Origin of the sequence: Crossiella sp. SN42 (genome assembly GCF_023897065.1) — a bacterium.
In the GTDB taxonomy this organism is placed as follows: domain Bacteria; phylum Actinomycetota; class Actinomycetes; order Mycobacteriales; family Pseudonocardiaceae; genus Crossiella.
In genome coordinates, this window is the sequence record NZ_JAMHIV010000009.1 from 81,038 (window position 1) to 107,419 (window position 26,382).

Here is a 26,382-nt window from a genome sequence, read left to right on the forward strand (position 1 = left end):
GCCTTCCGTCGCGGCTCAGGGCTGGCCGGGGAACGGCACGGTGAGCGGTGTCGCACCGCCGGCCTTGCGCCACCGGGTCGCGCGGACCGCGGCCGCGGTCAGGGCATCCAGGCTGGTGCGGCGCAGGTTCGCGTCCGTGGTGCGTTCCAGCACCGCGCGCCACGCCGCCGCGGTGTCGGTTTCGGCGGTGACCAGCAGCGTGATGGCCGTCGGCTGGTCGGTGACCGGCTGCGGCGGGGCGTAGGCGGGTTCGGCCGGCACCGGCGTGGCGCCGACGTCGCGGAGCAGGCGCTCGGTCGTGTCGCGGCGGGCCCGGTGCTGCGTCGCGCCGTCGCGGAGCGCGTTCTGCTGCGCGTCCTTCACGAACGCCGTGGCCAGGCCGTAGGCCCAGTCCGCGGCGTGTTCGGCGGCCAGGGCGCGCTGCAGGGCGGCGAGCGCTTCTGGCTCCATCGCGGCGGTCGAACCGCTCGGCTGCGGCGAGGTCATGCCAGCACCTCCCGCAGGCTCGCGCAGCAGGCGGCGACCGAGCCGACCAGGCCCGCCCGGTACGGCGGCAGGCCGGCGACCAGGCCAGCGGCCTCCTTCTCCGCGGCGGCCACCGCCTCCCGCAACGCGGTCAGCGCGGCGTTCTGCTGTCCGGCCACCGGGGGCGGGGCCGCGCTCGTCGGCGCGGCCGAGGCCGTGCTGGAGGCGCGGGCGGGGCGGGCCCGGTCCAGCTCCTTCCGCAGGGCCTGGACGTGTTGCAGGCGGTCACCGGCCACGGCGTCGGCCTGCGCGGCCAGGCCCTGGTGCGCGGCCGCGGTGGCCTTGGCCAGGGCGGTGTCCGCCTGGGCCCGGGTGAGCAGCGCCTCCAGGGGATCGGCTTGCTCAGGGGCCGGTTCGGGGGTGCACGCGCTGGCCAGCGGCAGCGCCGTCACGGCGAGTGCGCCGGCCAGCAGCACCCGGCGGCGGCCGAAACGCGGGAGGACGATGGTCACACCGAGTCATCCTGCCAGGCCGCCGACCAGGGCCGCGGAACCGCACACTCGGCGACTCAACCGAACGAGGGGTGATCGTCTGGACCCGGGCACCTCCTCCGACGAGATACGCTGAGCAACCTCGGCCGGTGAAGTGCAGCACCGGACGCGGGACGGCTCTTGCCATCTGCGGTCGCCGTCGCAGCCCTCTGCACCGCAGACAAGGAGTGACCACGTGTCCAGCGCGCCGCGCGACGAGCTCGTCGCCCAGCTCGAACCCCTCGTGCGGGAAACCGTGCACGAGGTGGGCTTCGAGCTGGAGGAGCTCGACATCCGGCAGGCGGGACGGCGTCGGCTGGTCAGGGTGGTCGTCGACTCCGACGACGGCATCGGGCTGGACGAGATCGCCAAGGTGTCCCGGTCGGTGTCGGCCACCCTTGACGCCCACGACGCGATCCTGGCCAGCGCCTACACCCTCGAGGTCACCTCGCCGGGCATCGACCGCCCGCTGACCCACCCGCGCCACTGGCGGCGCAACCGGCTCCGGCTGGTGAAGGTGCGCCCGCTGGAGGGCGCCGAGTACGTCGGCCGGGTCGGTCCCGCCGACGAGCACGACACCGGCGGCGTGGTGCTGCTGGTGGACGGCGAGCTGCGCACGGTCGCCTACCGCGAGATGGCCAAGGCCGCCGTCGAGGTGGAGTTCCGCCAGCCGGCCGCCGAAGACCTGATCAAGCTGGACCGTTGCCAGGGCACGGACGCATCGAAGGAGGAGTCGAAGTGAACGTCGATATCGCCGCACTCCGGGCAATCGAACGGGACAAGGACATCCCTTTCGAGACCGTCCTGGAAGCCATCGAGACCGCGCTGCTCACCGCGTACAAGCACACCGACGGGCACGCCCCGCACGCCAGGGTCGACATCGACCGCAAGTCCGGCTTGGTGCGGGTGCTGGCGCAGGACCTCGCGCACGACGGGTCGATCGCCCAGGAGTGGGACGACACCCCTGAGGGCTTCGGCCGGATCGCCGCGACCACCGCGCGCCAGGTCATCCTGCAGCGGCTGCGCGACGCCGAGCACGAGAAGACCTTCGGCGAGTTCGCGGCCAAGGAGAACGAGCTCATCGCCGGAGTGGTGCAGCGGGACGCGCGGGCCAACTCCCGCGGCATGGTCGTGGTGCAGATCGGCGACACCGAGGGCGTGCTGCCGCCGGCCGAGCAGGTGCCCGGCGAGGACTACCAGCACGGCAACCGGATCAAGTGCTACGTGGTCGGCGTCTCCCGCGGCATGCGCGGCCCGCAGATCACCCTCTCCCGCACCCACCCGCACCTGGTGCGCCGGCTGTTCGCGCTGGAGGTCCCGGAGATCGCCGACGGCACCGTCGAGATCGCCGCGGTCGCCCGCGAGGCCGGCCACCGCTCCAAGATCGCGGTGCGCTCCACCGTGTCCGGCGTGAACGCCAAGGGCGCGTGCATCGGGCCGATGGGCGCGCGGGTGCGCAACGTGATGAGCGAGCTGTTCGGGGAGAAGATCGACATCGTCGACTACTCCGAGGACCCCGCGACCTTCGTCGGGAATGCCCTCTCGCCCGCCAAGGTTGTCTCCGTTCAGGTGGTCGACGAGCGGGCGAAGACGGCCCGAGTGGTCGTGCCGGACTTCCAGCTCTCCCTCGCCATCGGCAAGGAGGGCCAGAACGCCAGGCTCGCCGCGCGGCTCACCGGCTGGCGGATCGACATCCGCAGCGACGCGGACCCTGCCGGACCTGCGGCGGGGGCGGCGGCGGCCGGTGCTACGGCATCCGGTTCGGCTGACGGAGCCTGAAGCGTTAGACTCTAACTTGGCGCAACGCTGGGGAGCGGTTTTCGTGCACGAAGGTCCGGTTCGGACGTGTGTCGGATGCCGGTCCCGGGCGTTGGCCCGTGAGCTGCTGCGACTGGTGGTCGATAACGACTCGCTCGTTGTCGATCTTCGGCGTAGGTTGCCCGGTAGGGGAGCGTGGTTGCATCCCGACCCGGAATGCCTGCGCCTGGCTGAGCGGCGTCGAGCGTTCCCGCGTGCGTTGCGCGTTCCGGGACCGGTGGACGCGGTCGAGGTCAGGAACCACCTGGAGCAGCACGCTTGAGAATCTCCACCGACACGAGGACCTCTCGAGTCATGTCCGGAACAAGGAAGCAGGTCGACCCGTCATGAGTCAGCCGTGAAGCTGAAGCCATGAGCGCGTTTCGACGGTAGGCGAGGTCGAGCGGGATTGCCGCTTGGCCTCCAGATAAGGAGACCAGTGCCAGGCAAGGCCCGTGTGCACGAGCTCGCTAAGGAGCTCGGAGTCACCAGCAAGGAAGTGCTGAACAAGCTCAAGGAGCTTGGCGAGTTCGTCAAGTCCGCGTCGTCCACCGTGGAAGCCCCCGTCGCCCGCAGGCTTCGGGACTCCCTGGGCGCCACCGACAGTCCGAAGCGCTCCGCTCCGCGACCCACGCCGCCCGCTTCCCGTCCGTCCCCGACCGATGTGAAGCCCAAGTCCGCCGAGCAGCCCCGGCCGGCCGCGCCGGCGCCCGGCCCGGCCGCGACGCCGGGTCGTCCCGGCCCCGGCCCGAAGCCCGGTCCGCGCCCGCCGGCCCCCAAGCCGGCCGAGCAGGCCCCGGCCCCCGCGGCGGCGGCCGCTCCGGCGGCGGCTCCCGCGCCGTCGGCCCCCAAGCCCGCACAGCCGAAGCCGGCCCCCAAGGTCGAGCAGCCGCGGGTGGAACAGCCCAAGGTCGAGCAGCCGAAGGCCGACGCGCCCCGGTCCGACCAGCCCAAGACCGACCGGCCCTCGGCAAGCCGTCCCGGACCGCGCCCCGGCCCCAAGCCGGCGCCGGACGCCGGTGTTGTGCCGCCGAAGCCGCAGTCCCCGAAGCCCGGTCCGCGCGCGCCGCGTCCCGGCAACAACCCGTTCGGTGTCGGCGCCGGTGCGCCGCCCGCGCGTCCTTCCGGCCCGCGTCCCGGCACGCCGGGCGCCATGCCGCCCCGGCCGAGCGACTCGCGGCCGGGCGACGGGCGTCCCGCGGCCGCGCCGCGTGGTGACCGGCCCGCTCCGGGCAGTGGTGGCCCGCGCCCGACTCCGGGCAACATGCCGCCTCGGCCCAACCCGGGCATGATGCCTCCCCGGCCCGCACGGCCTGCTGGTCCCGGCGGCGGTGGCCGCGGTGGCCAGGGTGGTCCCGGCGGCGGCCGTGGCGGCCCCGGTGGCGGCGCTGGCCGTCCCGGTGGCGGTGCCGGCGGTGGCGGTGGCTTCCGCGGTGGCCCCGGTGGTGGCGGTGGCGGCGCTGGCCGTCCCGGTGGCGGCGGCGGTGGCGGTGGCTTCCGCGGCGGTCCCGGTGGTGGCGGTGGCGGCGGCGGTTTCCGCGGCGGTCCTGGTGGCGGCCCCGGTGGCGCGCCCGCCGGTGGCGGCGGTGGCTTCCGCGGTCGTCCGGGCGGTCCCGGTGGCCGTGGCGGTGCCGCGGGTGCCTTCGGCCGTCCCGGTGGTCCGGCTCGCCGTGGTCGCAAGTCCAAGCGCCAGAAGCGCCAGGAGTTCGACAACATGCAGGCCCCGTCCATCGGCGGCGTGCGCCTGCCGAAGGGCAGCGGCGAGGCCATCCGGCTTCCCCGTGGCGCCTCGCTGACGGACTTCGCCGAGAAGATCGGCGCCAACCCGGCCGCGCTGGTGCAGGTGCTGTTCCACCTCGGTGAGATGGTCACCGCGACCCAGTCCGTCTCCGACGAGGTGCTCGAGCTCCTCGGCTCGGAGATGAACTACCAGGTCCAGGTCGTCAGCCCGGAGGAAGAGGACCGCGAGCTGCTGTCCTCCTTCGCGATCACCTACGGCGAGGACGCCGGTGACGAGGAAGACCTCGTCATCCGCCCGCCGGTGGTGACCGTCATGGGTCACGTCGACCACGGTAAGACCCGGCTGCTGGACACGATCCGCAAGGCCAACGTGCACGAGGGCGAGGCAGGCGGCATCACCCAGCACATCGGCGCCTACCAGGTGCTGACCCAGCTGGAAGGCAACGACCGGCTCATCACCTTCATCGACACCCCTGGTCACGAGGCGTTCACCGCCATGCGTGCCCGTGGTGCGAACTCCACCGACATCGCGGTGATCGTGGTCGCCGCCGACGACGGTGTGATGCCGCAGACGGTGGAGGCGATCAACCACGCCCAGGCGGCCAACGCGCCGATCGTGGTCGCGGTCAACAAGATCGACAAGGAGGGGGCGAACCCCGCCAAGATCCGCCAGCAGCTCACCGAGTACGGGCTGGTCGCCGAGGAGTACGGCGGCGAGACCATGTTCGTGGACATCTCCGCGCGCCAGGCCATCAACATCGACGGTCTGCTCGAGGCGATCCTGCTCACCGCGGACGCCTCGCTGGACCTGCGGGCCAACCCGGCCATGGAGGCCCAGGGTGTCGCGATCGAGGCGCACCTCGACCGCGGCCGTGGCCCGGTGGCCACCGTGCTGGTCCAGCGCGGCACGCTGCGCGTGGGTGACTCGATCGTGGCCGGTGACGCCTACGGCCGAGTCCGCCGCATGGTCGACGAGCACAACGTGGACGTCACCGAGGCGACTCCGTCGCGTCCGGTGCAGGTCATCGGTCTGACCTCGGTGCCGGGTGCGGGTGACACCTTCCTGGTGGTCGAGGAGGACCGGGTCGCCCGGCAGATCGCCGAGCGCCGCCAGGCTCGCATCCGCAACGCGCAGAACGCGGCGAAGCGGAAGCGGATCAGCCTGGAGGACCTGGACTCCGCGCTGAAGGAGACCAACCGCCTCAACCTGATCATCAAGGGCGACAACTCCGGTACCGTCGAGGCGCTGGAAGCCGCACTGATGAAGATCGAGGTCGGCGACGACGTCCAGCTGCACGTCGTGCACCGCGGCGTCGGTGGTGTCACCGAGAGCGACATCAACCTGGCCACCGCGGAGAACACCATCGTCCTGGGCTTCAACGTCCGGGCCGAGGGTCGTGCCACCGAGCTGGCCAACCGCGAGGGTGTGGAGATCCGGTACTACACCGTGATCTACCAGGCGATCGACGAGATCGAACAGGCCCTCAAGGGCATGCTCAAGCCGGAGTACGAAGAGATCCAGCTGGGCCGCGCCGAGATCCGCGACGTGTTCAAGTCCTCCAAGGTCGGCACCATCGCGGGTTGCATGGTGCTCTCCGGGGAGATCAAGCGGAACACCAAGGCCCGGCTCCTCCGCGACAACAACGTCATCGCGGAGAACCTGCCGATCTCGACGCTGCGCCGGTTCAAGGACGACGTCACCGAGGTCCGCGAGGGCTTCGAGTGCGGTCTGACGCTCGGCAACTACTCCGATCTCAAGGTCGAGGACATCATCGAGACCTACGAGATGCGGGAGAAGCCGCGCAACTGAGGTTGTGGCGGGCCCGGACCGACCCCTGGTCGGTCCGGGCCCGTACCCATCGACTTACCCACTGGTGATGCCATTTGTACGTCGGGTCGTTGGAACTCGACATCCTGCTCGGCGACGTGCATTCGCTGAAGCAGAAGCGGTCGCTGGTCCGTCCGGTGATCGCCGAGATCCGCCGCAAGTTCGAGGTGTCCGCCGCCGAAGCCGGCCATCTGGACCTGCATCGCCGTGCCCTGGTCGGGGTGGCCCTGGTGGCCGCGGACCCCGGGCACGTCCGGGACGTGCTCGACGCCTGTGAGCGGCTGGTCGCCGCCCGGCCCGAGCTGGAACTGCTGTCGGCGCGCCGGCGCGTGCACGGCCCGGAAGACGAGTAACAGAGAAGGCAAGACCCGAGAAAGGGAGTGAGCGCCGTGGCCGACCAGGCCCGCGCCCGCAGGCTGGCCAAGCGGATCGCCCAGATCGTGGCCTCCGCGATTGAGCACCAGATCAAGGACCCGCGACTGGCGAAGGTGACGATCACCGACGCCAAGGTGACCGGAGACCTGCGCGACGCCACCGTGTACTACACCGTCCTCGGCGACACCGTGGACTCGCCGCCGGACCTCGCCGGCGCTGCGGCCGCACTCGCCAGCGCGACCGGTGTGCTCCGGTCATTGGTCGGGCAGGGCACCGGGGTGCGGTTCACCCCGACGCTGGCCTTCATCGCCGACACCGTGCCGGACACGGCGCGGCAGATGGACGAGCTGCTGGCCAAGGCCAGGGAGGCCGACGCCGAGGTCGCGCGCATCGCCTCCGGGGCCAGCCCCGCCGGTGACGCCGACCCGTACCGCGCGCCGCGCGATGCGGACGAGGACGAGGCGGACGAACCGGCTGACGGTGAGCTTCGCCACCGCTGAACAGCGCGGATATCGCCGGAAGGCATGGACGTGACCTGGGGTTGTGGGCGAGGCTGACCCCCTGAGGTCAGCTAGAGCAGCACGACTGTCGCGGAGGTGAGCGCCCTGGCCGGCGAACGTGGAGCGATGGCCCCACCCGAGCTCGAGGTGGCGGCGGTCGCCCGGCTGCTGGCCGACGCGACTGACGTCACCCTGCTCGGACACGTCAACCCGGACGCGGACGCCCTCGGCAGCGCCCTCGCCCTCGGTCTCGCCCTGCACCGCCTGGGCAAGACCGTCCGGGTGTCCTTCTCCGCACCGGACCGCGCGCCCGAGGCCCTGGTCGCCCTCGACACCGCGCACCTGCTGGTCCCGCCGTCACAGGTGCCCGAACTGCCGCCAGTGCTGGTCGCCATGGACACCGGCAGCCTCGCCCGCCTGGGCTGGCTGGGCGAACGAGTGCCGCGGATCATCGCCGAGGGCGGACACGTGGTGGTCATCGACCACCACGCCTCGAACACCCGCTACGGCACCCACCACATCGTCGACGACCGCGCCGAGTCGACCACGGTCCTGGTCCTCCGCCTCCTGGACGAACTGGGCGTCGACCTGGACCCCGACATCGCCCGCTGCCTGTACGCCGGCCTGGTCACCGACACCAGCTCGTTCCGCCGAGCACGCCCTCAGACCCACGAGCTGGCCGCGCGCCTGCTTGCGGCGGGCGTGGACGCCGAGGCGACTGCCCGCCCGCTGATGGACCACCACCCGTTCGCCTGGCTGCGCATGCTGTCGACCGTGCTGGGCGGCGCCCAGCTGGAACCGGACGGCGCGCGCGGCTTCGGGCTGGTGCACGCGGTGGTGCGGTTGCGTGACGTGGCGGGCCTGCGCAGCGAGGACGTGGACAGCATCGTCGACGTGGTGCGCAGCACCGCCGAGGCCGAGGTCGCGGTCGTGATCAAGGAGACCGGCGATCAGGAGTGGTCGCTGTCCATGCGCGCGGTCGGCAGGGTCAACGTGGGCGCGGCAGCGCAGGCGTTGGGCGGCGGCGGGCACCGGTTGGCGGCGGGCTGCACGATGCGCGGATCGCTGGAACAGGTGCTCGACGAGGTGCGCGCGGCATTGAACGCGGCTCCGTTGCTGTAGCCGAGCGGAGACGGACGCGGCGCAGGGCCTGGTGGGATTTGGCTTACCGCGATGGTCGGCATGCGGCTCGCGCGCGAACACCGCGGTTGCGTGCGAACAGCGCGATTGCGCGCGATGCCTGGCCGAACCTGCGCTGAACGCCAGCAGGAGCTGCACTGGGCCGATGCCGATGCCGATGCCGATGCCGATGCCGATGCCGATGCCGACGCCCAGAGCTGACGCTTGGCAGGCATGCCGGCACCGCAAACTGGCGCGGTTTCGTGGTCGCCGGGCACTGAGTAAGACTTTGGTACCCGGGAGTTTCGCGTTGTCCGGTTGCTCCTTCGCGGAGAATCCTTGCTGATCAGGTGCGTTGGCGGGCGCGGAAGGCCGCCACATGGACGCGGTTGGCGCAGCGGGCGGAGCAGAAGCGTTTGGCGCGGTTTGTCGAGGTGTCGACGAAGTAGGTGGCGCAGTCCTCGGCGGCGCAGTGGCCCCAGCGGTCCAGGCCGTGGCGGACTACTGCCTGGGCCAGGCCCCAGGCGGCGGCCGCGGCGACTTCCTGGGCGGGTGGGGCGTCGGGTTCGGCGACGTGGATGTGCCAGTTGGGGACCTCCTCGCCGTCGCCGTGGCCGGACAGGCGTGGGCGCGGCGGGTGCGCGGCCAGGAGGGTGTTCACCCTGCTCAGCACGGCGTCAGGGTCGTTGTCGACGGCGGCTGCCAGTGCCTGGCGGAGGGCGGTGGCGACGGTGCGGAGGGCGTCCAGGTCGGCTTCGGTGGTGCGGTCGGCCCACCAGGGCTCGTCGTGCAGGGCGGCGCGGAGGTCGGTCAGGTTGTCCAGGCTCGCGTTGGCGAGGCGGAGGGCCACGTCGAGGTAATCGGCGTTGTCCATTGTCGGTCCTTACGTCTACGCTGCCGGATGTCAGGGGCCAAATCGCTATCAGCACCTTACCGGGAGGTTGGCGTGGAGCAGGTTCCGCTGCGGAGGGTGCTCTCGTTGGCGCTGCCCGCGTTGCTGGTGCTCGCCGCGGAACCGCTCTACCTGCTGGTCGACACCGCGGTAGTGGGGCAGCTGGGTGCGGTGCCGCTGGCCGCGCTCGCGGTGGGCGGCGTGGTGCTCGCGCAGGTGTCGACGCAGCTGACCTTCCTCTCCTACGGGACCACCGCGCGGGCCGCTCGCCTGCACGGGGCCGGGCGACGGTCGGAGGCGGTCGCCGAGGGCGTGCAGGCGACCTGGCTGGCGCTGCTGCTGGGCGCGGTGCTGGTGCTGCTCGGGCAGCTGTTCGCCGGGCCGGTGGCGCGGGTGCTCGCGGGGGAGGGGCCGATCGCGGACTCGGCCGTCTCCTGGCTGCGGATCGCGCTGTTCGGGGCGCCGTTGATCTTGGTCACGATGGCGGGCAACGGCTGGATGCGCGGCGTGCAAGACACCGCGCGGCCGATGCGCTACGTGCTGTTCGGCAACGCGCTCTCCGCCGTGCTCTGCCCGGTGTTCGTGCACGGTCTGGGTGAGTTCGACGGTTGGGGCCTGGAGGGGTCCGCAGTGGCCAACGTGCTCGCGCAGGCCGTCTCCGCGGTGCTGTTCCTGCGCGCGCTGGCGGTGGAGCGAGTGCCGTTGCGGCCGCACTGGCGGAGCATGGCCGCGCAGCTCGGGCTTGGCCGGGACCTGGTGCTGCGCAGCCTGGCCTTCCAGGCCTGCTTCGTCTCGGCGGCCGCGGTGGCGGCGCGGACCTCGGCGGCGACCGCGGGGGCGCATCAGGTGGTGTTGCAGCTGTGGACGTTCCTGGCGTTGGTGCTCGACTCGCTGGCCATCGCCGCGCAATCGTTGGTCGGGGCGGAGCTGGGCGCCGGACGGGCGGGGCGGGCGCGAGCGCTGGCCGGGCAGATGACTCGGTACGGGCTGGTGTTCGGGATCGCGCTCGGGGTGCTGTTCGCGTCGTTGTCCGGGGTGCTGCCGCAGGTGTTCACGCCGGATGCCGGGGTGCTCGCCGAGGTGCCGCACGCCTGGTGGTTCTTCGTGGCGTTGCAGCCGGTGGCCGGGGTGGTGTTCGCGCTGGACGGGGTGCTGCTCGGCGCGGGTGACGCGGCGTTCCTGCGCACCGCGACCCTCTTGTCAGCGGCGCTGGGCTTCCTGCCGCTGGTGTGGGCGTCCATGGCCTTCGGCTGGGGTCTGCTCGGAATCTGGACGGGGCTTACCGCGTTCATGTTGTTGCGGCTGGCCGCGGTGCTGTGGCGGGCCGGCAACGGGCGCTGGGCGGTGGTCGGCGCCGTGCGCGACTGAGCGCGCTCGTGGGTTGTGGGACAGCACACGTCTCAGCTTGATAACGCCAACGAGTGATCATCCGATGTCTAGGGTGGGCCAGCGTCGGCCGCACTCTTTCCCTGATTTCGCATTGTGATTTCTGCTGTTCTCTGGAGGGTTTTCTTGTCGGCCGAGCGTGCCCGTCGTCAGGCGTGGCTGGTCTGGTCCATCGCGGTAATGGTGTACGTGGCCGCCGTCTTCCACCGCACGTCACTCGGGGTCGCCGGACCCCAGGCCGCCGAGCGCTTCGGCGTCGGCCCGGCCGCGCTCGGGGTGTTCACCGTGCTGCAGATCGGCGTCTACGCCGCCATGCAGATCCCCACCGGCCTGCTGGTCGACCGGTTCGGGCCGCGCCGGGTGCTCACCGCGGCCGCGCTGCTCATCGGCGCCGGGCAGATGTTGTTCGCGCTCGCCGAGACCTACCCGCTGGCGCTCACCGCCCGCGCCGTGCTCGGCTGCGGTGACGCGATGACCTGGGTCAGCCTGCTCCGCCTGATCGCCGGGCACTTCCCCGCGCGCAAGTACGCCGTGGTGGTCTCGGTCTCCGCCGCGCTCGGCGGTGCGGGCAACCTGGCCTCGACCGTGCCGCTGACCATGCTGCTCGACAACGTCGGCTGGACCCTGACCTTCCTGGTCGCGGGCGGTCTGACCACCGCCTACGCCGTGCTGGCCGGCGCCAAACTGCGCGACGTGCCCGTCGGCGCGCCCGCACCGGCGGGTGAGCCCGTGCCGCTGCGCGCGGTCGGCCGGTCCGTGGCCGCGGCCTGGCGGATCCCGGGCACCCGGCTGGGGTTCTGGGTGCACTTCTCCACCATGTTCGCCCCGGCCGTGCTCGGCCTGCTCTGGGGCTACCCGTACCTGACCGAGGCGCAGGGGCTGAGCCCGCACGTGGCCAGCGCCATGCTCGGGGTGCTGGTGCTCGGCGCGATCGTCGGCGGGCCGCTGTTCGGCTCGCTCATCGGCCGCCGGCCGGAGCTGCGCATGCCGCTGGTGGTGGGCTTCCTCGGCGGCGCCGTGCTGACCTGGGCTGTGCTGCTGGGCTGGCCGGGCGGACAACCGCCGATCGTGCTCGTCGCGCTCGCCCTGGTGGTGCTCTCGCTGGGCGGACCGGCCTCCACGGTCGCCTTCGCGCTGGCCCGCGACTACAACTCGCTGCGCACGGTCGGCACGGCGACCGGCCTGGTCAACGTGGGTGGCTTCACCGCGACCACGATCGCCGCGCTCAGCGTCGGGCTGCTGCTCGAGCTCGCCGCGCCGCTCGGCTCCGCAGGCAAGTTCCAGGTCGCGCTCTCGGCGATCCTGCTGGTGCTGCTGTTCGGCACCTGGCGGACCGCGGTGTGGTGGCGGCGTGCTCGCGCGGTGGTGCTCGCCGCGGCCGCGCGGGGCGAGGAGGTGCCGGTCCAGCTGCGCGCACGTCGCTGGGACGACCTCGCCGCCGTGCCCGTGCCGGCCGCTGCCTAGGATCGCGCCTCGTGACCCGAGCTGAACGCGCCTCACGTCCCCCCGTGCCACCCGGTCTTGTCGTGGTGGACAAGCCGAGCGGGATGACCTCCCACGACGTCGTCGCGCGGGTGCGCCGGATCATGGGCACCCGCAAGGTCGGGCACGCGGGCACGCTGGACCCGATGGCCACCGGTGTGCTCGTGCTCGGCATCGAGCGCGCGACCAAGCTGCTCGGCCACCTCGCCCTGGACACCAAGGCCTACCTGGCCTGCATCCGCCTCGGCGCGGCCACCACCACCGACGACGCCGAGGGCGAGGTGACCTCGGCCGCCGACGCCTCGGCGGTGTCCGAGGACGCGGTACGCGCGGAGATCGCCAAGCTCACCGGCGACATCATGCAGGTGCCCAGCTCGGTCAGCGCGGTCAAGATCGACGGTCAGCGGGCCTACGCGCGGGTGCGCGCGGGTGAGGAGGTCGTGCTGGAGCCGCGGCCGGTCACCGTGGCCCGCTTCGACCTGCTCAACCTGCGCCGCGAGGGCGAGTTCACCGACCTGGACGTGCTGGTCGAGTGCTCCTCCGGCACCTACGTGCGCGCGCTGGCCCGCGACATCGGCCGCGAGCTGGGCGTGGGCGGGCACCTCAGCGCGCTGCGCCGCACCAGGGTCGGCCCGTTCGGCCTGGCCGTGGCGCGCACGCTGGAGAAGCTGGAGGAGCAGCCGCAGCTGAGCCTGGACCTGGACGCCGCGGTCGCCACCGCCTTCCCCCGCTGCGACGTCGACGCGGGCGCCGCCGCCGCGCTCGCGCACGGTGGCGCGCTGCCCGCGGCGGGCATCGACGGCACTTACGGGGTGTTCGCGCCGTCCGGGAAGGTGATCGCGCTCGCCAAGGACAACGCGGGCCGGGCCAAGCCGCTCGTGGTGCTCGCCCCGTCCGGCTGACGATCACGGGGCACCGTAGGCTCGCCTCGTGCAACGGTGGCGCGGACTGGACAACCTGCCTGGAGGCTGGGGACGCTGTGTGCTGACCGTCGGGGTTTTCGACGGCGTGCACCGCGGTCATCAGCAGCTCATCGCCCGAGCCGTCGAGCTGGCCAGGGAACGCGGCCTGCCCAGCGTGGTGATGACCTTCGACCCGCATCCGTCCGAGGTCGTCCGCGCCGGCAGTCACCCGGCGCAGCTGACCACCCTGGCCCGGCGCGCCGACCTGGTCGAGGAGCTCGGCGTCGACGTGTTCTGCGTGCTGCCGTTCAACCCCGACCTCTCCCGGCTGCCCGCCGACGAGTTCGTGCACGAGCTGCTGGTGGAGCGGCTGCACGTGGCCGCGGTGGTGGTCGGGGAGAACTTCCGCTTCGGGCACCGCGCCGCCGGGGACGTCGAGCTGCTGCGCTCCCTCGGCAGGCGGTTCGGCTTCGTCGCCGAGGGCGTGCGCCTGCTCGCGGAGGACTCGGTCACCTTCTCCTCCACCTACATCCGCGCTTGCATCGACGCTGGTGACGTGGCCGCGGCGGCTGCCGCGCTGGGTCGTCCGCACCGGCTGGAGGGCATCGTGGTGCGCGGGGACCAGCGCGGCAGGCTGCTCGGTTTCCCCACCGCCAACCTCTCCAGTCAACTGCATTCCGCGGTGCCGGCCGACGGTGTGTACGCGGGTCGTCTGGTGCATGTCGGGCACGTCAGCCACGGGGTGCCCGGCGAGGTCCGCTCGCTGCCCGCGGCCATCTCGGTGGGCACCAACCCGACCTTCTCCGGCCGGGAGCGCCGGGTCGAGGCCTACGTGCTCGACATCAACGAGGACCTCTACGGCGAACGCGTCGCGCTGGACTTCGTGCACCGCCTGCGCGCCACCGAGCGCTACGACAACGTCGACGCGCTCATCGCGCAGATGCACCTGGACGTCGCGCGGACGCGTGAGCTGCTCGCTGACGAGTGAGCCCTCGGCGGGTGCACTTGCGAACGCCTCGGCGGTTCGCGCCGGTCCAGGGCGTCCGACCTGGCAGGATTCAAGTCGCTGAGACGCAGGTCGCCGGGGACCGAGCCAACTGGGAGTGCAATAGCAGTGGAGGAACAGAAGATCGTCCAGCGCAACCTCGCGCTTCAGCGTGAGTGGTACGGCGAACCGCTGGGAGACCGGGTCCGGCGGCTGGTGGTCGCCTACGACATCTCCCAGGCGCAGCTGGCCGACGTGCTCGGCATCAGCGCGCCGATGCTCAGCCAGGTGATGAGCGGCCGGCGCGCGAAGATCGGCAACCCCTCGGTGCTCGCCCGGATGGTCATGCTGGAGCGGCGGGTGCTCACCCCCGGCGTCGCCGCTGGTGAGAAGGGCGCCATCGCCGAGGCGCTGGTGCAGGTCCGTGACTCCCGGCCCAAGGTGAGCATGGACACCCTGCCGGTGGACGAGGGCCGGGCCGAACAGGCCACGCTCAACCGGCTGCGCGACCTGGCCGTCGCCGAGGAGCTCAGTGGCGCCGCCGACCTGCTGTCCACCCGCTATCCGGCGCTGGCCGACCTGCTGCGCCGGGCCGCGGAGGAGTCCTGAGCCAGGCGCGGCTGTTCACCGCGATCTGGCCGCCGCCTGAGGTGACCGGTCATCTTGCCGCGCACATCGGAGCCAGTGCGGGGACTCGCCTGAACGGTTCGACCGACGACACCGGTTCCGCCGGGGACACCGCTTCAACCGGCGCTACCGGTTCAACCGGTACTACTGGTTTAACCGGTAGCGCCGGTTTAACTGGTGCGGGCGCCGGCTTGGCCGGAGCGGATACCGGGTTGAGCGGTGTGGGCGCGGGCGCGCGGGCCGAGCCGATCGAGCGCTGGCACCTCACGCTGTGCTTCCACGGACCGGACTCCATCGAGGACCGCACCGCCTACCTGGCACGACGGCTGCCCGGACTGCGCCCGCCACGGCTGCGCGTCGGCGGCTGGGGCGAGTTCCGCAGCGTGCTCTGGGCCGGGATCGAGTACGCGAGCCCGGCCGACGAGCAGGCGCTGCGCGCCCTCGCGGTGGCCGCGGGAACTGACCCGGAGCGCTACCACCCGCACCTGACCCTGCTGCGGTGGTCCGGCGACCGTCCGGAAACACGTTCGCTGACCACCCGGCTGACCGACTACACTGGTCCCTGGTGGACACCAGCGGAGGTCGCCTTGGTCCGCAGCGACCGGACCCCGCTCGGGCCCAGCTATCACTCTGTGGCGCGGCTCGCCCTGACGGGCTGAGACGCACTGCGCCGAACGGCTGCTACCCTCAATCTTTGGGTCCGGCTGCGTTCCGTGGCGGCCGGCACCGTCCAACCCCCGCCTGATCGGCGAGGGGTCCGCACGGAACGAGTGAAGTACAGGAGAAACACGCGTGGCACTGTCCACTGACCAGAAGAAGACCATCCTCGGCGAGTACGCCACCCACGAGGGCGACACCGGTTCGCCGGAGGCCCAGGTGGCCCTGCTGAGCAAGCGCATCAGCGGCCTCACCGAGCACCTCAAGACCCACAAGCACGACCACCACTCGCGTCGCGGACTGCTGCTGATGGTCGGCCGCCGCCGTCGCCTGCTGGACTACCTCAAGAAGAGCGACATCGAGCGCTACCGCTCGCTGATCGCCCGTCTCGGCCTGCGCCGCTGACTTGAGACCGAGGGGGAGTGGCCTGGCCGCTCCCCCTCGGTACATCACGACCGCGCGCGCCCAAGGCGCGCGCATGGGCTGGATGCAGTAGAAAGCCAGCCAGACCGCACAAGGGCCCGCGCCGTCCCAGGCAGCGGAGGTGAGGACGCCGGTCCTCGGTAGTGGTTCCCGGGCAGGACGCCCGGGGGCTTCGATCGAAGACCGGCAGACGTTCGTCGCGACACTTCCGCCGGGACAGCCGCGTGGTGGCCCTACAGAGAGAGAAACAAAGAGGAGTAACCACGTGACCGATGTCGAGATCTACGAATCGACCGCTGTCCTGGACAACGGCAAGTTCGGCACCAGGACCGTTCGCTTCGAGACCGGCCGCCTGGCCCGTCAGGCCGCGGGCAGCGTCGTCGCCTACCTGGACGACGAGACCATGCTGCTCTCCGCGACCACGGCGTCCAAGCACCCCAAGGACCACCTCGACTTCTTCCCGCTGACGGTGGACGTCGAGGAGCGCATGTACGCCGCGGGCCGCATCCCCGGCTCGTTCTTCCGCCGCGAGGGCCGTCCCTCCACCGACGCGGTGCTCACCTGCCGCCTCATCGACCGGCCGCTGCGCCCGTCCTTCGTCGACGGCCTGCGCAACGAGATCCAGGTCGTCGTCACGGTGATGAGCCTCGCGCCCAGCGACCTGTACGACGTGCTGGCGATCAACGCCGCCTCCGCCTCCACCCAGCTCGCCGGCCTGCCCTTCTCCGGGCCGGTCGGTGGCACCAGGGTCGCCCTGATCGAGGGCCAGTGGGTCGCCTTCCCGACCCACGAGCAGCTGGAGAACGCCGTCTTCGACATGGTCGTGGCCGGCCGCATCGTCGGTGACGACGTCGCGATCATGATGGTCGAGGCCGAGGCCACCGAGAAGACCATCGAGCTGGTCGCCGGTGGCGCCGCCGCGCCCACCGAGCAGGTGGTGGCCGCCGGTCTGGAGGCCGCCAAGCCGTTCATCCGGGCGCTGTGCGAGGCCCAGCAGGAGCTGGCGGGCAACGCCGCCAAGGAGACCGCGGACTACCCGGTCTTCCTGGCCTACGAGGCCGACGTGCTGGCCGCCGTCGAGGCCGCCGTGGCCGCCGACCTGGCGCAGGCGCTGACCATCGCGGACAAGCAGGAGCGCGAGTCCCGCCTGGACGAGCTCAAGGTCAAGGTGCTGGACACGCTCGTGCCCGACGCCGACGCCGAGCTCGCCGGCCGGGAGAAGGAGATCGGCGCGGCCTTCCGCTCGCTGACCAAGAAGTCGGTGCGCCAGCGGATCCTGCGCGACAAGGTCCGCATCGACGGCCGCGGGGTCAGCGACATCCGTAGCCTCGGCGCCGAGGTCGCGGTCATCCCGCGGACCCACGGTTCCGCGCTGTTCGAGCGCGGCGAGACCCAGATCCTGGGTGTCACCACGCTGAACATGCTCCGCCTCGAGCAGCAGATCGACTCGCTGTCGCCCGAGACGCACAAGCGCTACATGCACCACTACAACTTCCCGCCGTACTCCACCGGTGAGACCGGCCGCGTCGGCTCCCCGAAGCGGCGCGAGATCGGCCACGGCGCGCTGGCCGAGCGGGCGCTCATGCCCGTGCTGCCCACCCGCGAGGAGTTCCCCTACGCGATCCGCCAGGTCTCCGAGGCGCTGGGCTCCAACGGCTCCACCTCGATGGGCTCGGTGTGCGCCTCCACCATGTCGCTGCTCAACGCCGGTGTGCCGCTGAAGGCGCCGGTCGCGGGTATCGCCATGGGCCTGGTCTCCGACGAGGTCGACGGCAAGACGCGCTACGTCGCGCTGACCGACATCCTCGGTGCCGAGGACGCCTTCGGTGACATGGACTTCAAGGTCGCCGGCACCAAGGAGTTCATCACCGCGCTCCAGCTCGACACCAAGCTCGACGGCATCCCCTCCGACGTGCTCGCCGGTGCGCTCGACCAGGCCCGCGACGCTCGGCTCACCCTGCTGGAGGTCATGGCCGAGGCCATCGACCGCCCGGACGAGATGAGCCCGTACGCGCCGCGCGTGACCTCGGTGACCATCCCGGTCGACAAGATCGGCGAGGTGATCGGGCCGAAGGGCAAGATGATCAACTCGATCACCGACCAGACCGGCGCCGACATCTCCATCGAGGACAACGGCACCATCTACGTCGGGGCCGCGGACGGTCCGTCCGCGCAGGCCGCGATCGACATGATCAACGCCATCGCCAACCCGCAGCTGCCGAAGGTCGGCGAGCGCTTCCTGGGCACCGTGGTCAAGACCGCGGCCTTCGGCGCGTTCGTCTCGCTGCTGCCGGGCAAGGACGGCCTGGTGCACATCTCCAAGCTGGGCAACGGCAAGCGGATCAACAAGGTCGAGGACGTGGTCAAGGTCGGTGACAAGCTCCGGGTGGAGATCGCCGACATCGACCAGCGCGGCAAGATCAGCCTCGTCGTGGTGAACGAGGAAGACGCCGCCAAGGCCGCCGACGCCAAGACCGAGGGTGCCGACGCCACCCCGGAGCCGGCTGACGCGTGACGTCGCGGGACGACAACAGGGCAGGGGGCGCTTCCGGCGCCCCCTGCGCCGTATCGGAGGACTTTGTGACCGAGGTGTTGGAGCGCACCTCGGAGGACTGCGCAGTGCAGCGCACCATGCTGCCGGGCGGCCTCCGGGTGATCACCGAACAACTGCCGGGCGTGCGCTCGGCGTCGGTGGGGATCTGGGTGGCCATCGGCTCCCGGGACGAGCCGCCGGAGGTCGCCGGCGCCGCGCACTACCTGGAACACCTGCTGTTCAAGGGCACCAAGCGGCGTGACGCGGTGCAGATCGCGGAGGAGATCGACGCGGTCGGCGGTGAGCTCAACGCCTTCACCGCCAAGGAGCACACCTGCTACTACGCGCACGTGCTCGACGCGGACCTGCCGCTGGCGGTGGACCTGGTCGGGGACGTGGTCTTCGACGCGGTGTGCGCCGATGCGGACATGGAGCTGGAACGCGGCGTGGTCCTGGAAGAGATCGCCATGCGCGATGACGACCCGGAGGACCTGCTGCACGAGGCCTTCTGCACCGCGATGCTCGGCGACCACCCACTCGGACGGCCGGTGCTCGGCTCCGAGGAGTCGATCACCGCGATGAGCCGGGACGCGCTCTACGGCTTCTACCGGGACAACTACACCCTGCCCCGGATGGTGCTGGCCGCGGCCGGCAACGTGCGGCACGAGCAGGTGCTGGAGCTGGCCCGGACCGCGCTCGGCGACCGGTTGGTCGGCAGCCCGCCGCCGCAGCCGCCGCGGGTCGGCGTCGCGGAGATCACCCGGGGACCGCGGCTGGTGCTCTGCGAGGACGACACCGAGCAGGCGCACCTGATGCTCGGCGTGCCCGCGCTGGACCGGCATGACGACCGGCGCTTCGCCCTCGGCGTGCTCAACGCGGCGCTGGGCGGCGGGATGAGCTCGCGGCTGTTCCAGGAGGTGCGGGAGCGGCGCGGACTGGCGTACTCGGTGTACTCCTCGGTCGCCGCCTACGCCGACACCGGGCACCTCGCGGTGTACGCGGGTTGTCAGCCCGAGCGGCTCGGCGCGGTCGCCGGCGTGGTGCGCTCGGTGCTCACCGGCATCGCCAGGGACGGGCTGCGGCCCGCCGAGGTGGCCAGGGGCAAGGGGCAGCTGCGCGGTGGCCTGGTGCTGGGGCTGGAGGACACCAGTTCGCGGATGTCGCGGATCGGCAAGGGCGAGCTCAACTACGGCGACCACCTCACCGTGGAGGAGACCCTCGGGCGGATCGACTCGGTGACCTCGGAGCAGGTGGCCGAGCTCGCACGGGAGTTGTTGGAACGCCCGCTCAGCGCCGCGGTGGTCGGCCCGTACGCTTCTGCCGACGACCTGCCGAACGAGGTGCACGAGGTGATCGCATGACGGCCCCCGCCCAGTCCGAGGCACGTTCCGCCGACGAGCCGATCCGTGTCGGGGTGCTCGGCGCGCGCGGCCGGATGGGCGCCGAGGTGTGCCGCGCGGTGGACGCCGCGCAGGACATGGAGCTGGTCGCCATGGTCGACGAGGGCGACTGGCTGGCCAGTGTCGGCGACGCCGGCGCCGAGGTGGTTGTCGACTTCACCCACCCCAGCGTGGTGATGGACAACATCCGCTACTGCGTCGAGCAGGGCATCCACAGCGTGGTGGGCACCAGCGGGTTCGACGACCAGCGGCTGGCCGAGATCCGCGGCTGGTTGCGGGACAAGCCGGAGCTGGGCGTGCTGGTGGCGGCGAACTTCGCCATCGGCGCGATCCTGTCGATGCGGTTCGCCGAGCTGGCCGCGAAGTACTACGAGTCGGTGGAGATCGTCGAGCTGCACCACGCGCGCAAGGCCGACGCGCCCTCCGGCACCGCGGCCCGCACCGCCCGGCTCATCGCCGAGGCCAGGGTCAAGGCGGGCATGGGGCCCATCCCGGACGCCACCACGCAGGAGCAGGACGGCGCGCGCGGCGCGGACGTCGACGGCATCCGGGTGCACTCGCTGCGGTTGTCCGGGCTGGTCGCGCACCAGGAGGTGCTTTTCGGCACCGCGGGGGAGACGCTGACCATCCGGCACGACTCGCTGGATCGCAGTTCGTTCATGCCGGGGGTGCTGCTGGGCATCCGCGCGGTGCGCGGCCGGCCGGGGCTGACCCTCGGCCTGGAATCCCTGCTCGACCTGTGACCGCCCGCCGATGAACGCACGCAGAGTCGCCTACATCCTCACCGCCGTGCTCGCGGTGTACCTGGTGCTGCTGGCCGAACGCGCCTACACCCTGGTCACCTCGGGCACGGCGGTGGGCGCGGTGCTGGGCCTGGCCATCCTGATCCTGCCGATCCTGGGCGCCTGGATGGTGCTGGCCGAGCTGCGCTTCGGCAGCCGGACCGAGACCCTGGCCCGCCGCCTGGACGAGGCGGGTGAGTTGCCGGATGTCAGCGACCTGCCGCGACGGCCGTCAGGACGGGTGGAGCGGGACGCGGCGGACGCCTGGTTCGCCGAGCGCAAGGCCGAGGTGGACGCGGCGCCGGAGGACTGGCGCGGCTGGTTCAAGCTCGCCCAGGCCTATGACCTCGCCGGGGACCGGCGGCGGGCGCGCGAGGCGATGCGCAAGGCCATCGAGCTGGGCAACGCCTGACCGCGACCGGCAGTCCGCGTGGTCAGAGCAGCCAGCCGCTGATCAGGGCCGGGGCCGCGGCCAGTGCCGCGAAGCGGGCGAAGCGGCCGATCAGGCAGGCCGAGACGAAGTTCAGCAGGGACACCCGGGCCACTCCGGCGATGACCGCGATCGCCGCGTACGGCGGCACGCTCGCGGTCGCGCTCAGCAGCATCACCGAGTACGACCAGCCCGGCCTGCGCGCGCACACCTCGCGGAAGCGGTCCAGCCGTTCGCCCCACTTGCTCCGCGGGCGGTCCGGGTCGCGGTCGCGGCGCAGGAACTTCGGCAGGGTGATGTCGCCGCGGCCGGCGTAGAAGTACAGCAGCTTGCCCGCGACCTGACCGACGGCCACGACCAGGCCCATCGCCCACCACGGCAGGTCCGGCCGGGCCAGGACCACGCCGAGCACGTACGCCTCGAGCACGATAATGGGGATCAGCGCCGAGGCGATGCCCATGCCCAGGCTCAGTGCCAACCACATCAGCACACCGCGCTCCCGCCTTCTCCGCGCGTCAGCCTACCCGGCGGCCGCTGACAAGCGGTGACCTGCGGGATCTACTCCACCAGGGACAACTCCAGCGACCCGGTCAGCCGGAACTCGCGCAGCGGCCTGCCCCCGGCGTCCAGGGTGCGGACCGTGCCGTCGGTGTCCCAGCCCGCGGCGCGGAAGAAGTTCATCGACGCCTGGTCCGCCTCGGCCACCCAGGTCACCCCGCGCTGCGCACCCGCGGCCCGCATCGTGGCCGCGGCCGTGCCCAGCAGCCGGCCGGCGTGGCCGCGACGGCCCCACCTCGGCTCCACCAGCAGCACGCTGACCAGCGCGGTGGTCTCGGCGTCCACCGGCATCGCGCCGTCCGCGGCGGCGATCTCCTCGGCCGGTGCCGGACCGGCGGCGCAGAAGCCGACCACCCACTCGCCCTCGGTGGCCACCAGCACCGTGGCTGGGCCGGAGGTCACCGCCTCCAGCCACAACCGCTCGGTCTCCTCGACGTCCAGCCCGGCCAGCACCTCGGCGGGCAGGATCTTCGCGTAGGCGGTCTGCCAGGTGATGCGTTGGATGCGGGCGATCTCGGCGGCGTCAGTGGGGAGTGCGGGCCGGACGGCGGCGTCTGCCATGCGACACAACCTATCCGGTTGACCGGCCCGATATAACTTAGGTAAGGCTAACCAAAGCAAGTCGTGTCCTTGGGGGTTGTCATGAGCGAAGGATCCGCCGCCGCACCGAGCACACCCGCCGAGCTGGCCCGCCTGGCCTTCGGCTTCGCCTACACCCACGTCCTGCGAGTCACGCTGGAACTCGGCCTGCCGGAGCTGCTCGCCGAAGGCCCGCGCGAGCTGACCGAACTCGACGCCGCGACCGAGACCCACCCACCGTCGCTGTCCCGCCTGGTCCGGGCGCTGGTCGCGCTCGGCCTGGCCGAGGAGCGGGACGGCCTGCTGCACCTGAGCGAGCTGGGTCAGTGCCTGCGCCGGGAGGTCCCCGGCTCCATCCGCGGCGTGGTCGAGCTGGCCCTGGACCCGGTGCTCAGCCAGGCCTGGACCGAGCTGACCCACACCGTGCGCACCGGCGAGACCGCCTTCGACCGCGTGCACGGCCACGGCCTGTTCGAGCACCTGGACCGCGACCCGGCCGCCGCGGCCGCCTTCCACCGGGTCATGGCCGGCTCGACCCGGATGGTCGCGCCCGCACTGGCCGCGGCCTACGACTTCAGCGGGGTGAGCACCCTGGTCGACGTCGGCGGCGGGGACGGCACCCTGCTCGCCGCGCTGCTCACCGCCCACCCGCACCTGCGCGGCACGGTCTACGACACCGAGGCCGCGGTCAGCGCCGCGCCCGCCCTGCTGACCGCGGCGGGCGTGGCCGATCGGGCGATCGCCCTGGGCGGGGACTTCTTCACAGGGGTGCCCGAGGGGGCGGACCGCTACCTGCTCAAGAGCATCCTGCACGACTGGCCGGATGAGGACTCGGTGACGATCCTGCGGCACTGCCGCGCGGCGATGCGGCCGGAGGGCCGGGTAGTGGTCATCGAGCCCGTGCTGCCGGTCGACCTCCGCGAGCCGGGCGCGCTGAGCGCGGTGATGAGCGACATGCAGATGCTCGCGCTCACTCCGGGGCGAGAGCGGACCCTGGCCGAGTTCAGCCGCGTGTTCGCCGACAGCGGGCTCGCCCTCGCCGAGGCGTACCCGCTGCCGGAACGTCCGGAGATGCACGTGCTGGAGGCGCGGCCGGTCTGAGCCGGAGCGGTGACGGACGCGGACCCGCGCGCCCGCGTCCGTCACCGTGACGAAAGGCCGGTCGGGGTGCTCAGACCCCGGCGACCTGCTTGATCCAGCTGCGCAGGCCGGTGATGTCGGCGTAGCCGCCGAAACCGTCGTTCTGGGTGGGCTTGTGGCCGATCGAGCAGACGCCGACCTGCACGCCGTTGACGATGACCGGGCCGCCGGAGTCGCCGCCGGCCACCTCGCCGTTGTTGCGCACGCAGATCAGGGTGTTGTCCCCGTGGCAGCCCAGCGAGGCGACCGAGCCGGTGGCGTACTTCAGGTTCTCCGGCAGCGGGCCGGACCAGTCGGACTTGGTCGCGCCCCAGCCGTAGTTGGTGTCCGCGGACCCGACCCGCACCGAACCGGCCGCGCCGAGCTGGGAGTAGGTGGTGTTGATGTCGCGGTCGAGCTGCACCAGGCTCACGTCGTTGCGGCCGCTGTAGTTGACCAGGCGGGTCGCCTTGGCGGTCTGGCCGCCGCTGCTGCGCTTGAGCGAGCCGACCCGGACGCTGAAGCTCGCGACCGGTCGCTGCGTGCAGTGCTTGGCGGTGAGCACCCAGCGGGGCGCGATGATCGTGGCGGTGCAGGTGTGGCTGCCGTTGTAGGCCAGCGAGACGATCCAGGGGATGTTCTGGGTGACGGTGCCGCCGCGCACGATGAACGGCTCGGCGCCGGAGTCTCCGGCCGGGGTGGTGGTCTCGGGGGCCAGGGGGTGGGCCACGGTGGCCTCGGGCGCGGCGTTGTCAGCGGCGGTGGCGGCCGGGGCGGTGGCGGCGGTCGCGCAGACGAACAGGGCCAGCACGGTGGCGCGCAGGAGCTTCGTTGTTCCTCGCATGGCGTGTCCTTCACAGGGGTGGCGGCGCACAGGGATGCGGCGGCGGTAGCCTGGCCGCAGGGTCGAGTGTGCGAGCCGGACCCCGGTGGCGGATCCCTTCGGAGGAACCGTGGAATTCGTCGAAAAACGGGTTCTCTAGACAAGCAGAGGGGCGCCACCCCAGCCGGATGGCGCCCCTCCTTGCTGCCCCTCGGTCGTCAGACGCCCGCGTAGGAGCGGATCCAGTCGCGGAAGAGCGCGACGTTGGTGTAGCCGGCCCAGCCGCTGCCGGCCGGCTTGTGGCCGATGGCGCACACGCCGCCCTGGATCATCTGGCCGGTGCGCGGGCTGCGCACGTACACCGGGCCGCCGGAGTCGCCGCCGGCGATGCTGCCGTTGGTCTGCGTGCACAGCACCCTCGGGGTGGCCGAGGCGCAGTTGGCGTCGGAGACCTTGCCGTCGGCGTACTTCAGGCGCTCGGGCAGCGGGCCGGACCAGTCCGCCTTCTCCGAGCCCCAGCCGTAGGCGGTGGCCGCCTGGTTGGTGGCGATGTCCGCGCTGGTGGCCAGCACCGAGTAGGTGGTGTTGATGCTGGTGTTCAGCTCGACCAAGGCGATGTCGGCGTTCGGCCAGGCGTAGCTGGGGTGCTTGATCACCCGGCGGGCGGTGGCGGTGGTGCCGCCGCTGCTGCGGGTCAGCGAGCCGACCCGCACCGAGTAGGTGCCCGCCGCCTCGACGCAGTGCGCCGCGGTGAGCACCCAGCGGGCCGCGATGATGCTGGAGGTGCAGGTGAAGCCGCCGTTGCGGTGCAGGGCGGAGATCCACGGCTTGGCGGAACTGACGAAGCCGCCGCCGACGATGAGCGGATCCACGTCCTGGGTGGTCGTGGGCGCGGCCGCGGCGGGCAGGGCGCCGAGCAGCAGGGAACCGCTCACCGCGATGGTGGCCAGGATGGAACGCAGGGTCTTCTTCCCTCGCATGGTCAAATCCCTCGATCGGCGAACCGCCAGGCCAAGGCAGGGGAGCCGCGGCGGTTCGGAATGGTGAAACCGGACAGAGTGTGGGTGGCCTCACACTTACGGGTGAACCCATCGAACGGCGGGTAGGCCACGGAGTTTTGAACAAACGCTCTCGCCTGCCGAGATGGTCTCGGCTCGCCGGGTTTTGTCAGGGGTGGCTGCGATGATCGGCCGGGTGCAGACCATGAGCCCGGCCGCGGCCCGGCGCACCGCCCTGGCCGCCCAGGGATTCGCCGATCCGCGACCCACCTCGACCCCGACCCGGCGGCACCTGCAACGGGTGCTGGACCGGACCCAGCTGATCCAGCTCGACTCGGTCAACGTGGCGGTCCGCGCGCACTACGCGCCGCTGTTCAGCAGGCTCGGCGCCTACCCGACCGAGCTGCTGGACGAGGCCGCCTGGTCGCACAGCGCACGCAGGCCGCGGCTGCTGGTGGAGTACTGGGGGCACGAGGCGAGCGTGCTGCCGGTGGCGGACTGGCCGCTGTTCCGGTGGCGGATGAACCACTACGAGTCGCTGCGCGGCAGGCACTGGAAGGCCGCGGTGGACACCCCTGAGCTGGTGGCCGACGTGCTGGCCGCGGTCAAGGAGCTGGGGCCGGTCGGCGCGGGCGCGCTGGAGAAGGAGCTCGGCGGGCAGGGGCGTGGGCCGGGGGCCTGGTGGGAGCGCTCGGAGGTGAAGATGGTCTGCGAGTACCTCTTCGCCGTCGGCGGGCTGACCACCGGCACCCGGCGTTCGTTCGAGCGGCTCTACGACCTGCCGGAGCGGGTGATCCCGCCGGAGGTCCTCGGGCGGCCGGAGCTGCCGGTGGACGTGGCGCACCGCGAGCTCATCCGGCGCTCGGCGGTGGCGCTGGGCGTGGCCACCGAGACCGACCTGCGCGACTACTACCGGCTGCCGGTGGCCGGCGCCCGGCAGGCGGTGGCCGAGCTGGTGGAGGAGGGCGAGCTGGAACCGGTGGAGGTGCTCGGCTGGGGGCGGCAGGCCTATCGGCACGTGCGGGCGCGCACTCCGCGCAAGGTGGCCGCGCGGGCGCTGCTGTGCCCGTTCGACCCGCTGATCTGGGAACGGGCCCGCACCGAGCGGATGTTCGGCTTCCACTACCGGATCGAGATCTACGTGCCGGCGCCGAAGCGGGTACACGGCTACTACGTGTTCCCGTTCCTGCTCGATGAACAGCTGGCCGCGCGGGTGGACCTCAAGGCGGACCGGGCGGCCGGGCTGCTGCGGGTGCCGGGGGCGTTCCTGGAGGAGGGGCCGGGTCAGCACCCGAGGGCGCGGGTGGTGGCCGAGCTGGCCGAGGAGCTGACGCTGATGGCGCAGTGGCTGGGGTTGTCCGGGGTGGCGGTGGGCGGGCGCGGCGACCTGGCCGTGGACCTGGCCGCCGCGCTCCGCTGATCCCCCGACCGCCACCACCCCCGGGGCGATCC

At 72.1% G+C, this 26,382-nt stretch carries 28 protein-coding genes; 21 read left to right on the forward strand and 7 right to left on the reverse strand.

The annotated features are described in order from the left end of the window. Positions 1-15: 15 nt before the first annotated feature. Entirely contained in the window at positions 16-486 is a 471-nt protein-coding gene (locus tag M8C13_RS12710) for a ferritin-like domain-containing protein (RefSeq protein WP_252480747.1), read from the reverse strand. Beyond that, entirely contained in the window at positions 483-977 is a 495-nt protein-coding gene (locus M8C13_RS12715; RefSeq protein ID WP_252480748.1) for a hypothetical protein, read from the reverse strand. Before M8C13_RS12715 ends, M8C13_RS12710 begins: the two co-directional genes overlap by 4 nt. 214 nt (positions 978-1,191) lie before the next feature. Between M8C13_RS12715 and rimP the strand changes: the two genes are divergently transcribed. The 8 genes from rimP (at position 1,192) to M8C13_RS12755 (ending at position 8,576) form a co-directional block, all read left to right on the forward strand. Then, positions 1,192-1,737 (forward strand): ribosome maturation factor RimP, encoded by a 546-nt coding sequence (rimP, locus tag M8C13_RS12720; protein WP_252480749.1) that lies wholly within the window; start codon positions 1,192-1,194, stop codon positions 1,735-1,737. Beyond that, the gene (gene nusA / locus M8C13_RS12725; RefSeq protein ID WP_252480750.1) at positions 1,734-2,774 is read left to right on the forward strand and encodes a transcription termination factor NusA; all 1,041 of its coding nucleotides are present in this window, start codon (positions 1,734-1,736) and stop codon (positions 2,772-2,774) included. The genes rimP and nusA overlap by 4 nt, the downstream gene beginning before the upstream one ends. 115 nt (positions 2,775-2,889) lie before the next feature. Further along, the gene (locus M8C13_RS12730; protein WP_252480873.1) at positions 2,890-3,075 is read left to right on the forward strand and encodes a YlxR family protein; all 186 of its coding nucleotides are present in this window, start codon (positions 2,890-2,892) and stop codon (positions 3,073-3,075) included. A 156-nt stretch (positions 3,076-3,231) separates the two neighbouring features. Next, positions 3,232-6,342 carry a translation initiation factor IF-2 gene (infB, locus tag M8C13_RS12735; RefSeq protein WP_252480751.1) on the forward strand — a complete coding sequence of 1,037 codons (3,111 nt, stop codon included), beginning with the start codon at positions 3,232-3,234 and terminating at the stop codon, positions 6,340-6,342. A 74-nt stretch (positions 6,343-6,416) separates the two neighbouring features. Beyond that, complete coding sequence (locus M8C13_RS12740; RefSeq protein ID WP_252480752.1) at positions 6,417-6,713, forward strand: DUF503 domain-containing protein; 297 nt, start codon at positions 6,417-6,419, stop codon at positions 6,711-6,713. Between the two features lie 36 nt (positions 6,714-6,749). Continuing rightward, a complete protein-coding gene (rbfA, locus tag M8C13_RS12745) occupies positions 6,750-7,235 on the forward strand; it encodes a 30S ribosome-binding factor RbfA (RefSeq protein WP_252480753.1) in 486 nt (161 codons plus the stop codon). A 126-nt stretch (positions 7,236-7,361) separates the two neighbouring features. Next, positions 7,362-8,357, forward strand: coding sequence for a bifunctional oligoribonuclease/PAP phosphatase NrnA (locus M8C13_RS12750; RefSeq protein WP_252480754.1), 996 nt, complete (start codon positions 7,362-7,364; stop codon positions 8,355-8,357). 51 nt (positions 8,358-8,408) lie between these two features. Beyond that, entirely contained in the window at positions 8,409-8,576 is a 168-nt protein-coding gene (locus tag M8C13_RS12755; protein WP_252480755.1) for a hypothetical protein, read from the forward strand. A 124-nt stretch (positions 8,577-8,700) separates the two neighbouring features. Here M8C13_RS12755 and M8C13_RS12760 read toward each other — a convergent pair whose 3' ends face one another. Further along, positions 8,701-9,228 (reverse strand): CGNR zinc finger domain-containing protein, encoded by a 528-nt coding sequence (locus tag M8C13_RS12760; RefSeq protein WP_252480756.1) that lies wholly within the window; start codon positions 9,226-9,228, stop codon positions 8,701-8,703. 27 nt (positions 9,229-9,255) lie between these two features. Here M8C13_RS12760 and M8C13_RS12765 point away from each other — a divergent pair, with 27 nt between their 5' ends. From M8C13_RS12765 to M8C13_RS12815, 11 genes are all read left to right on the forward strand, one after another. Next, a complete protein-coding gene (locus M8C13_RS12765) occupies positions 9,256-10,614 on the forward strand; it encodes an MATE family efflux transporter (protein WP_252480757.1) in 1,359 nt (452 codons plus the stop codon). Positions 10,615-10,812: 198 nt separating this feature from the next. Then, positions 10,813-12,096, forward strand: a complete 1,284-nt coding sequence (locus tag M8C13_RS12770) for a nitrate/nitrite transporter (RefSeq protein WP_252480874.1) — start codon at positions 10,813-10,815, stop codon at positions 12,094-12,096. Between the two features lie 11 nt (positions 12,097-12,107). Continuing rightward, positions 12,108-13,016 (forward strand): tRNA pseudouridine(55) synthase TruB, encoded by a 909-nt coding sequence (gene truB, locus M8C13_RS12775; RefSeq protein ID WP_374213062.1) that lies wholly within the window; start codon positions 12,108-12,110, stop codon positions 13,014-13,016. Between the two features lie 28 nt (positions 13,017-13,044). Then, positions 13,045-14,004, forward strand: a complete 960-nt coding sequence (locus M8C13_RS12780; protein WP_252480758.1) for a bifunctional riboflavin kinase/FAD synthetase — start codon at positions 13,045-13,047, stop codon at positions 14,002-14,004. A 126-nt stretch (positions 14,005-14,130) separates the two neighbouring features. Next, positions 14,131-14,610 (forward strand): helix-turn-helix domain-containing protein, encoded by a 480-nt coding sequence (locus M8C13_RS12785; RefSeq protein ID WP_252480759.1) that lies wholly within the window; start codon positions 14,131-14,133, stop codon positions 14,608-14,610. 239 nt (positions 14,611-14,849) lie between these two features. Next, positions 14,850-15,287: a 2'-5' RNA ligase family protein gene (locus tag M8C13_RS12790; protein WP_252480876.1), complete on the forward strand. Its 438-nt coding sequence runs from the start codon at positions 14,850-14,852 to the stop codon at positions 15,285-15,287. A 133-nt stretch (positions 15,288-15,420) separates the two neighbouring features. Then, positions 15,421-15,690, forward strand: a complete 270-nt coding sequence (rpsO, locus tag M8C13_RS12795) for a 30S ribosomal protein S15 (RefSeq protein ID WP_086785274.1) — start codon at positions 15,421-15,423, stop codon at positions 15,688-15,690. A gap of 283 nt (positions 15,691-15,973) precedes the next feature. Then, complete coding sequence (locus tag M8C13_RS12800; protein WP_252480760.1) at positions 15,974-18,223, forward strand: polyribonucleotide nucleotidyltransferase; 2,250 nt, start codon at positions 15,974-15,976, stop codon at positions 18,221-18,223. 116 nt (positions 18,224-18,339) lie between these two features. Further along, on the forward strand, positions 18,340-19,602 hold the full coding sequence (locus M8C13_RS12805) for a pitrilysin family protein (protein WP_252480877.1): 1,263 nt from the start codon (positions 18,340-18,342) through the stop codon (positions 19,600-19,602). Then, entirely contained in the window at positions 19,599-20,384 is a 786-nt protein-coding gene (dapB, locus tag M8C13_RS12810; RefSeq protein WP_252480761.1) for a 4-hydroxy-tetrahydrodipicolinate reductase, read from the forward strand. Before M8C13_RS12805 ends, dapB begins: the two co-directional genes overlap by 4 nt. 10 nt (positions 20,385-20,394) lie before the next feature. Beyond that, positions 20,395-20,835: a hypothetical protein gene (locus M8C13_RS12815; protein WP_252480762.1), complete on the forward strand. Its 441-nt coding sequence runs from the start codon at positions 20,395-20,397 to the stop codon at positions 20,833-20,835. 22 nt (positions 20,836-20,857) lie between these two features. Here M8C13_RS12815 and M8C13_RS12820 read toward each other — a convergent pair whose 3' ends face one another. Both M8C13_RS12820 and M8C13_RS12825 read right to left on the reverse strand, forming a co-directional pair. Beyond that, on the reverse strand, positions 20,858-21,337 hold the full coding sequence (locus M8C13_RS12820; protein WP_252480763.1) for a VTT domain-containing protein: 480 nt from the start codon (positions 21,335-21,337) through the stop codon (positions 20,858-20,860). 74 nt (positions 21,338-21,411) lie between these two features. Next, positions 21,412-21,972 (reverse strand): GNAT family N-acetyltransferase, encoded by a 561-nt coding sequence (locus tag M8C13_RS12825; protein WP_252480764.1) that lies wholly within the window; start codon positions 21,970-21,972, stop codon positions 21,412-21,414. A gap of 81 nt (positions 21,973-22,053) precedes the next feature. On the opposite strand from M8C13_RS12825, the gene M8C13_RS12830 reads away from it, so the two are divergent. Then, the gene (locus M8C13_RS12830) at positions 22,054-23,091 is read left to right on the forward strand and encodes an acetylserotonin O-methyltransferase (protein WP_252480765.1); all 1,038 of its coding nucleotides are present in this window, start codon (positions 22,054-22,056) and stop codon (positions 23,089-23,091) included. A 70-nt stretch (positions 23,092-23,161) separates the two neighbouring features. On the opposite strand, the gene M8C13_RS12835 is transcribed toward M8C13_RS12830, so the two are convergent. Together M8C13_RS12835 and M8C13_RS12840 are read right to left on the reverse strand one after the other, a co-directional pair. Then, complete coding sequence (locus M8C13_RS12835; RefSeq protein ID WP_252480766.1) at positions 23,162-23,953, reverse strand: trypsin-like serine protease; 792 nt, start codon at positions 23,951-23,953, stop codon at positions 23,162-23,164. A gap of 197 nt (positions 23,954-24,150) precedes the next feature. Further along, complete coding sequence (locus M8C13_RS12840; protein ID WP_252480767.1) at positions 24,151-24,912, reverse strand: trypsin-like serine protease; 762 nt, start codon at positions 24,910-24,912, stop codon at positions 24,151-24,153. Between the two features lie 202 nt (positions 24,913-25,114). Here M8C13_RS12840 and M8C13_RS12845 point away from each other — a divergent pair, with 202 nt between their 5' ends. Continuing rightward, entirely contained in the window at positions 25,115-26,350 is a 1,236-nt protein-coding gene (locus M8C13_RS12845; protein ID WP_252480768.1) for a winged helix-turn-helix domain-containing protein, read from the forward strand. Positions 26,351-26,382 lie beyond the last annotated feature (32 nt).

What these genes read in the sequence shown, in the direction of transcription:
- M8C13_RS12835 (WP_252480766.1), bottom strand. Translation starts at nt 23,953, where the DNA reads ATGCGAGGAACAACGAAGCTCCTGCGCGCCACCGTGCTGGCCCTGTTC.
- M8C13_RS12710 (WP_252480747.1), bottom strand. Translation starts at nt 486, where the DNA reads ATGACCTCGCCGCAGCCGAGCGGTTCGACCGCCGCGATGGAGCCAGAA.
- M8C13_RS12830 (WP_252480765.1), top strand. Translation starts at nt 22,054, where the DNA reads ATGAGCGAAGGATCCGCCGCCGCACCGAGCACACCCGCCGAGCTGGCC.
- M8C13_RS12820 (WP_252480763.1), bottom strand. Translation starts at nt 21,337, where the DNA reads ATGTGGTTGGCACTGAGCCTGGGCATGGGCATCGCCTCGGCGCTGATC.
- M8C13_RS12815 (WP_252480762.1), top strand. Translation starts at nt 20,395, where the DNA reads ATGAACGCACGCAGAGTCGCCTACATCCTCACCGCCGTGCTCGCGGTG.
- M8C13_RS12805 (WP_252480877.1), top strand. Translation starts at nt 18,340, where the DNA reads ATGCTGCCGGGCGGCCTCCGGGTGATCACCGAACAACTGCCGGGCGTG.
- M8C13_RS12755 (WP_252480755.1), top strand. Translation starts at nt 8,409, where the DNA reads ATGGTCGGCATGCGGCTCGCGCGCGAACACCGCGGTTGCGTGCGAACA.
- dapB (WP_252480761.1), top strand. Translation starts at nt 19,599, where the DNA reads ATGACGGCCCCCGCCCAGTCCGAGGCACGTTCCGCCGACGAGCCGATC.
- M8C13_RS12770 (WP_252480874.1), top strand. Translation starts at nt 10,813, where the DNA reads ATGGTGTACGTGGCCGCCGTCTTCCACCGCACGTCACTCGGGGTCGCC.
- M8C13_RS12750 (WP_252480754.1), top strand. Translation starts at nt 7,362, where the DNA reads ATGGCCCCACCCGAGCTCGAGGTGGCGGCGGTCGCCCGGCTGCTGGCC.
- M8C13_RS12840 (WP_252480767.1), bottom strand. Translation starts at nt 24,912, where the DNA reads ATGCGAGGGAAGAAGACCCTGCGTTCCATCCTGGCCACCATCGCGGTG.
- M8C13_RS12765 (WP_252480757.1), top strand. Translation starts at nt 9,256, where the DNA reads ATGTCAGGGGCCAAATCGCTATCAGCACCTTACCGGGAGGTTGGCGTG.
- M8C13_RS12760 (WP_252480756.1), bottom strand. Translation starts at nt 9,228, where the DNA reads ATGGACAACGCCGATTACCTCGACGTGGCCCTCCGCCTCGCCAACGCG.
- M8C13_RS12825 (WP_252480764.1), bottom strand. Translation starts at nt 21,972, where the DNA reads ATGGCAGACGCCGCCGTCCGGCCCGCACTCCCCACTGACGCCGCCGAG.
- M8C13_RS12845 (WP_252480768.1), top strand. Translation starts at nt 25,115, where the DNA reads ATGATCGGCCGGGTGCAGACCATGAGCCCGGCCGCGGCCCGGCGCACC.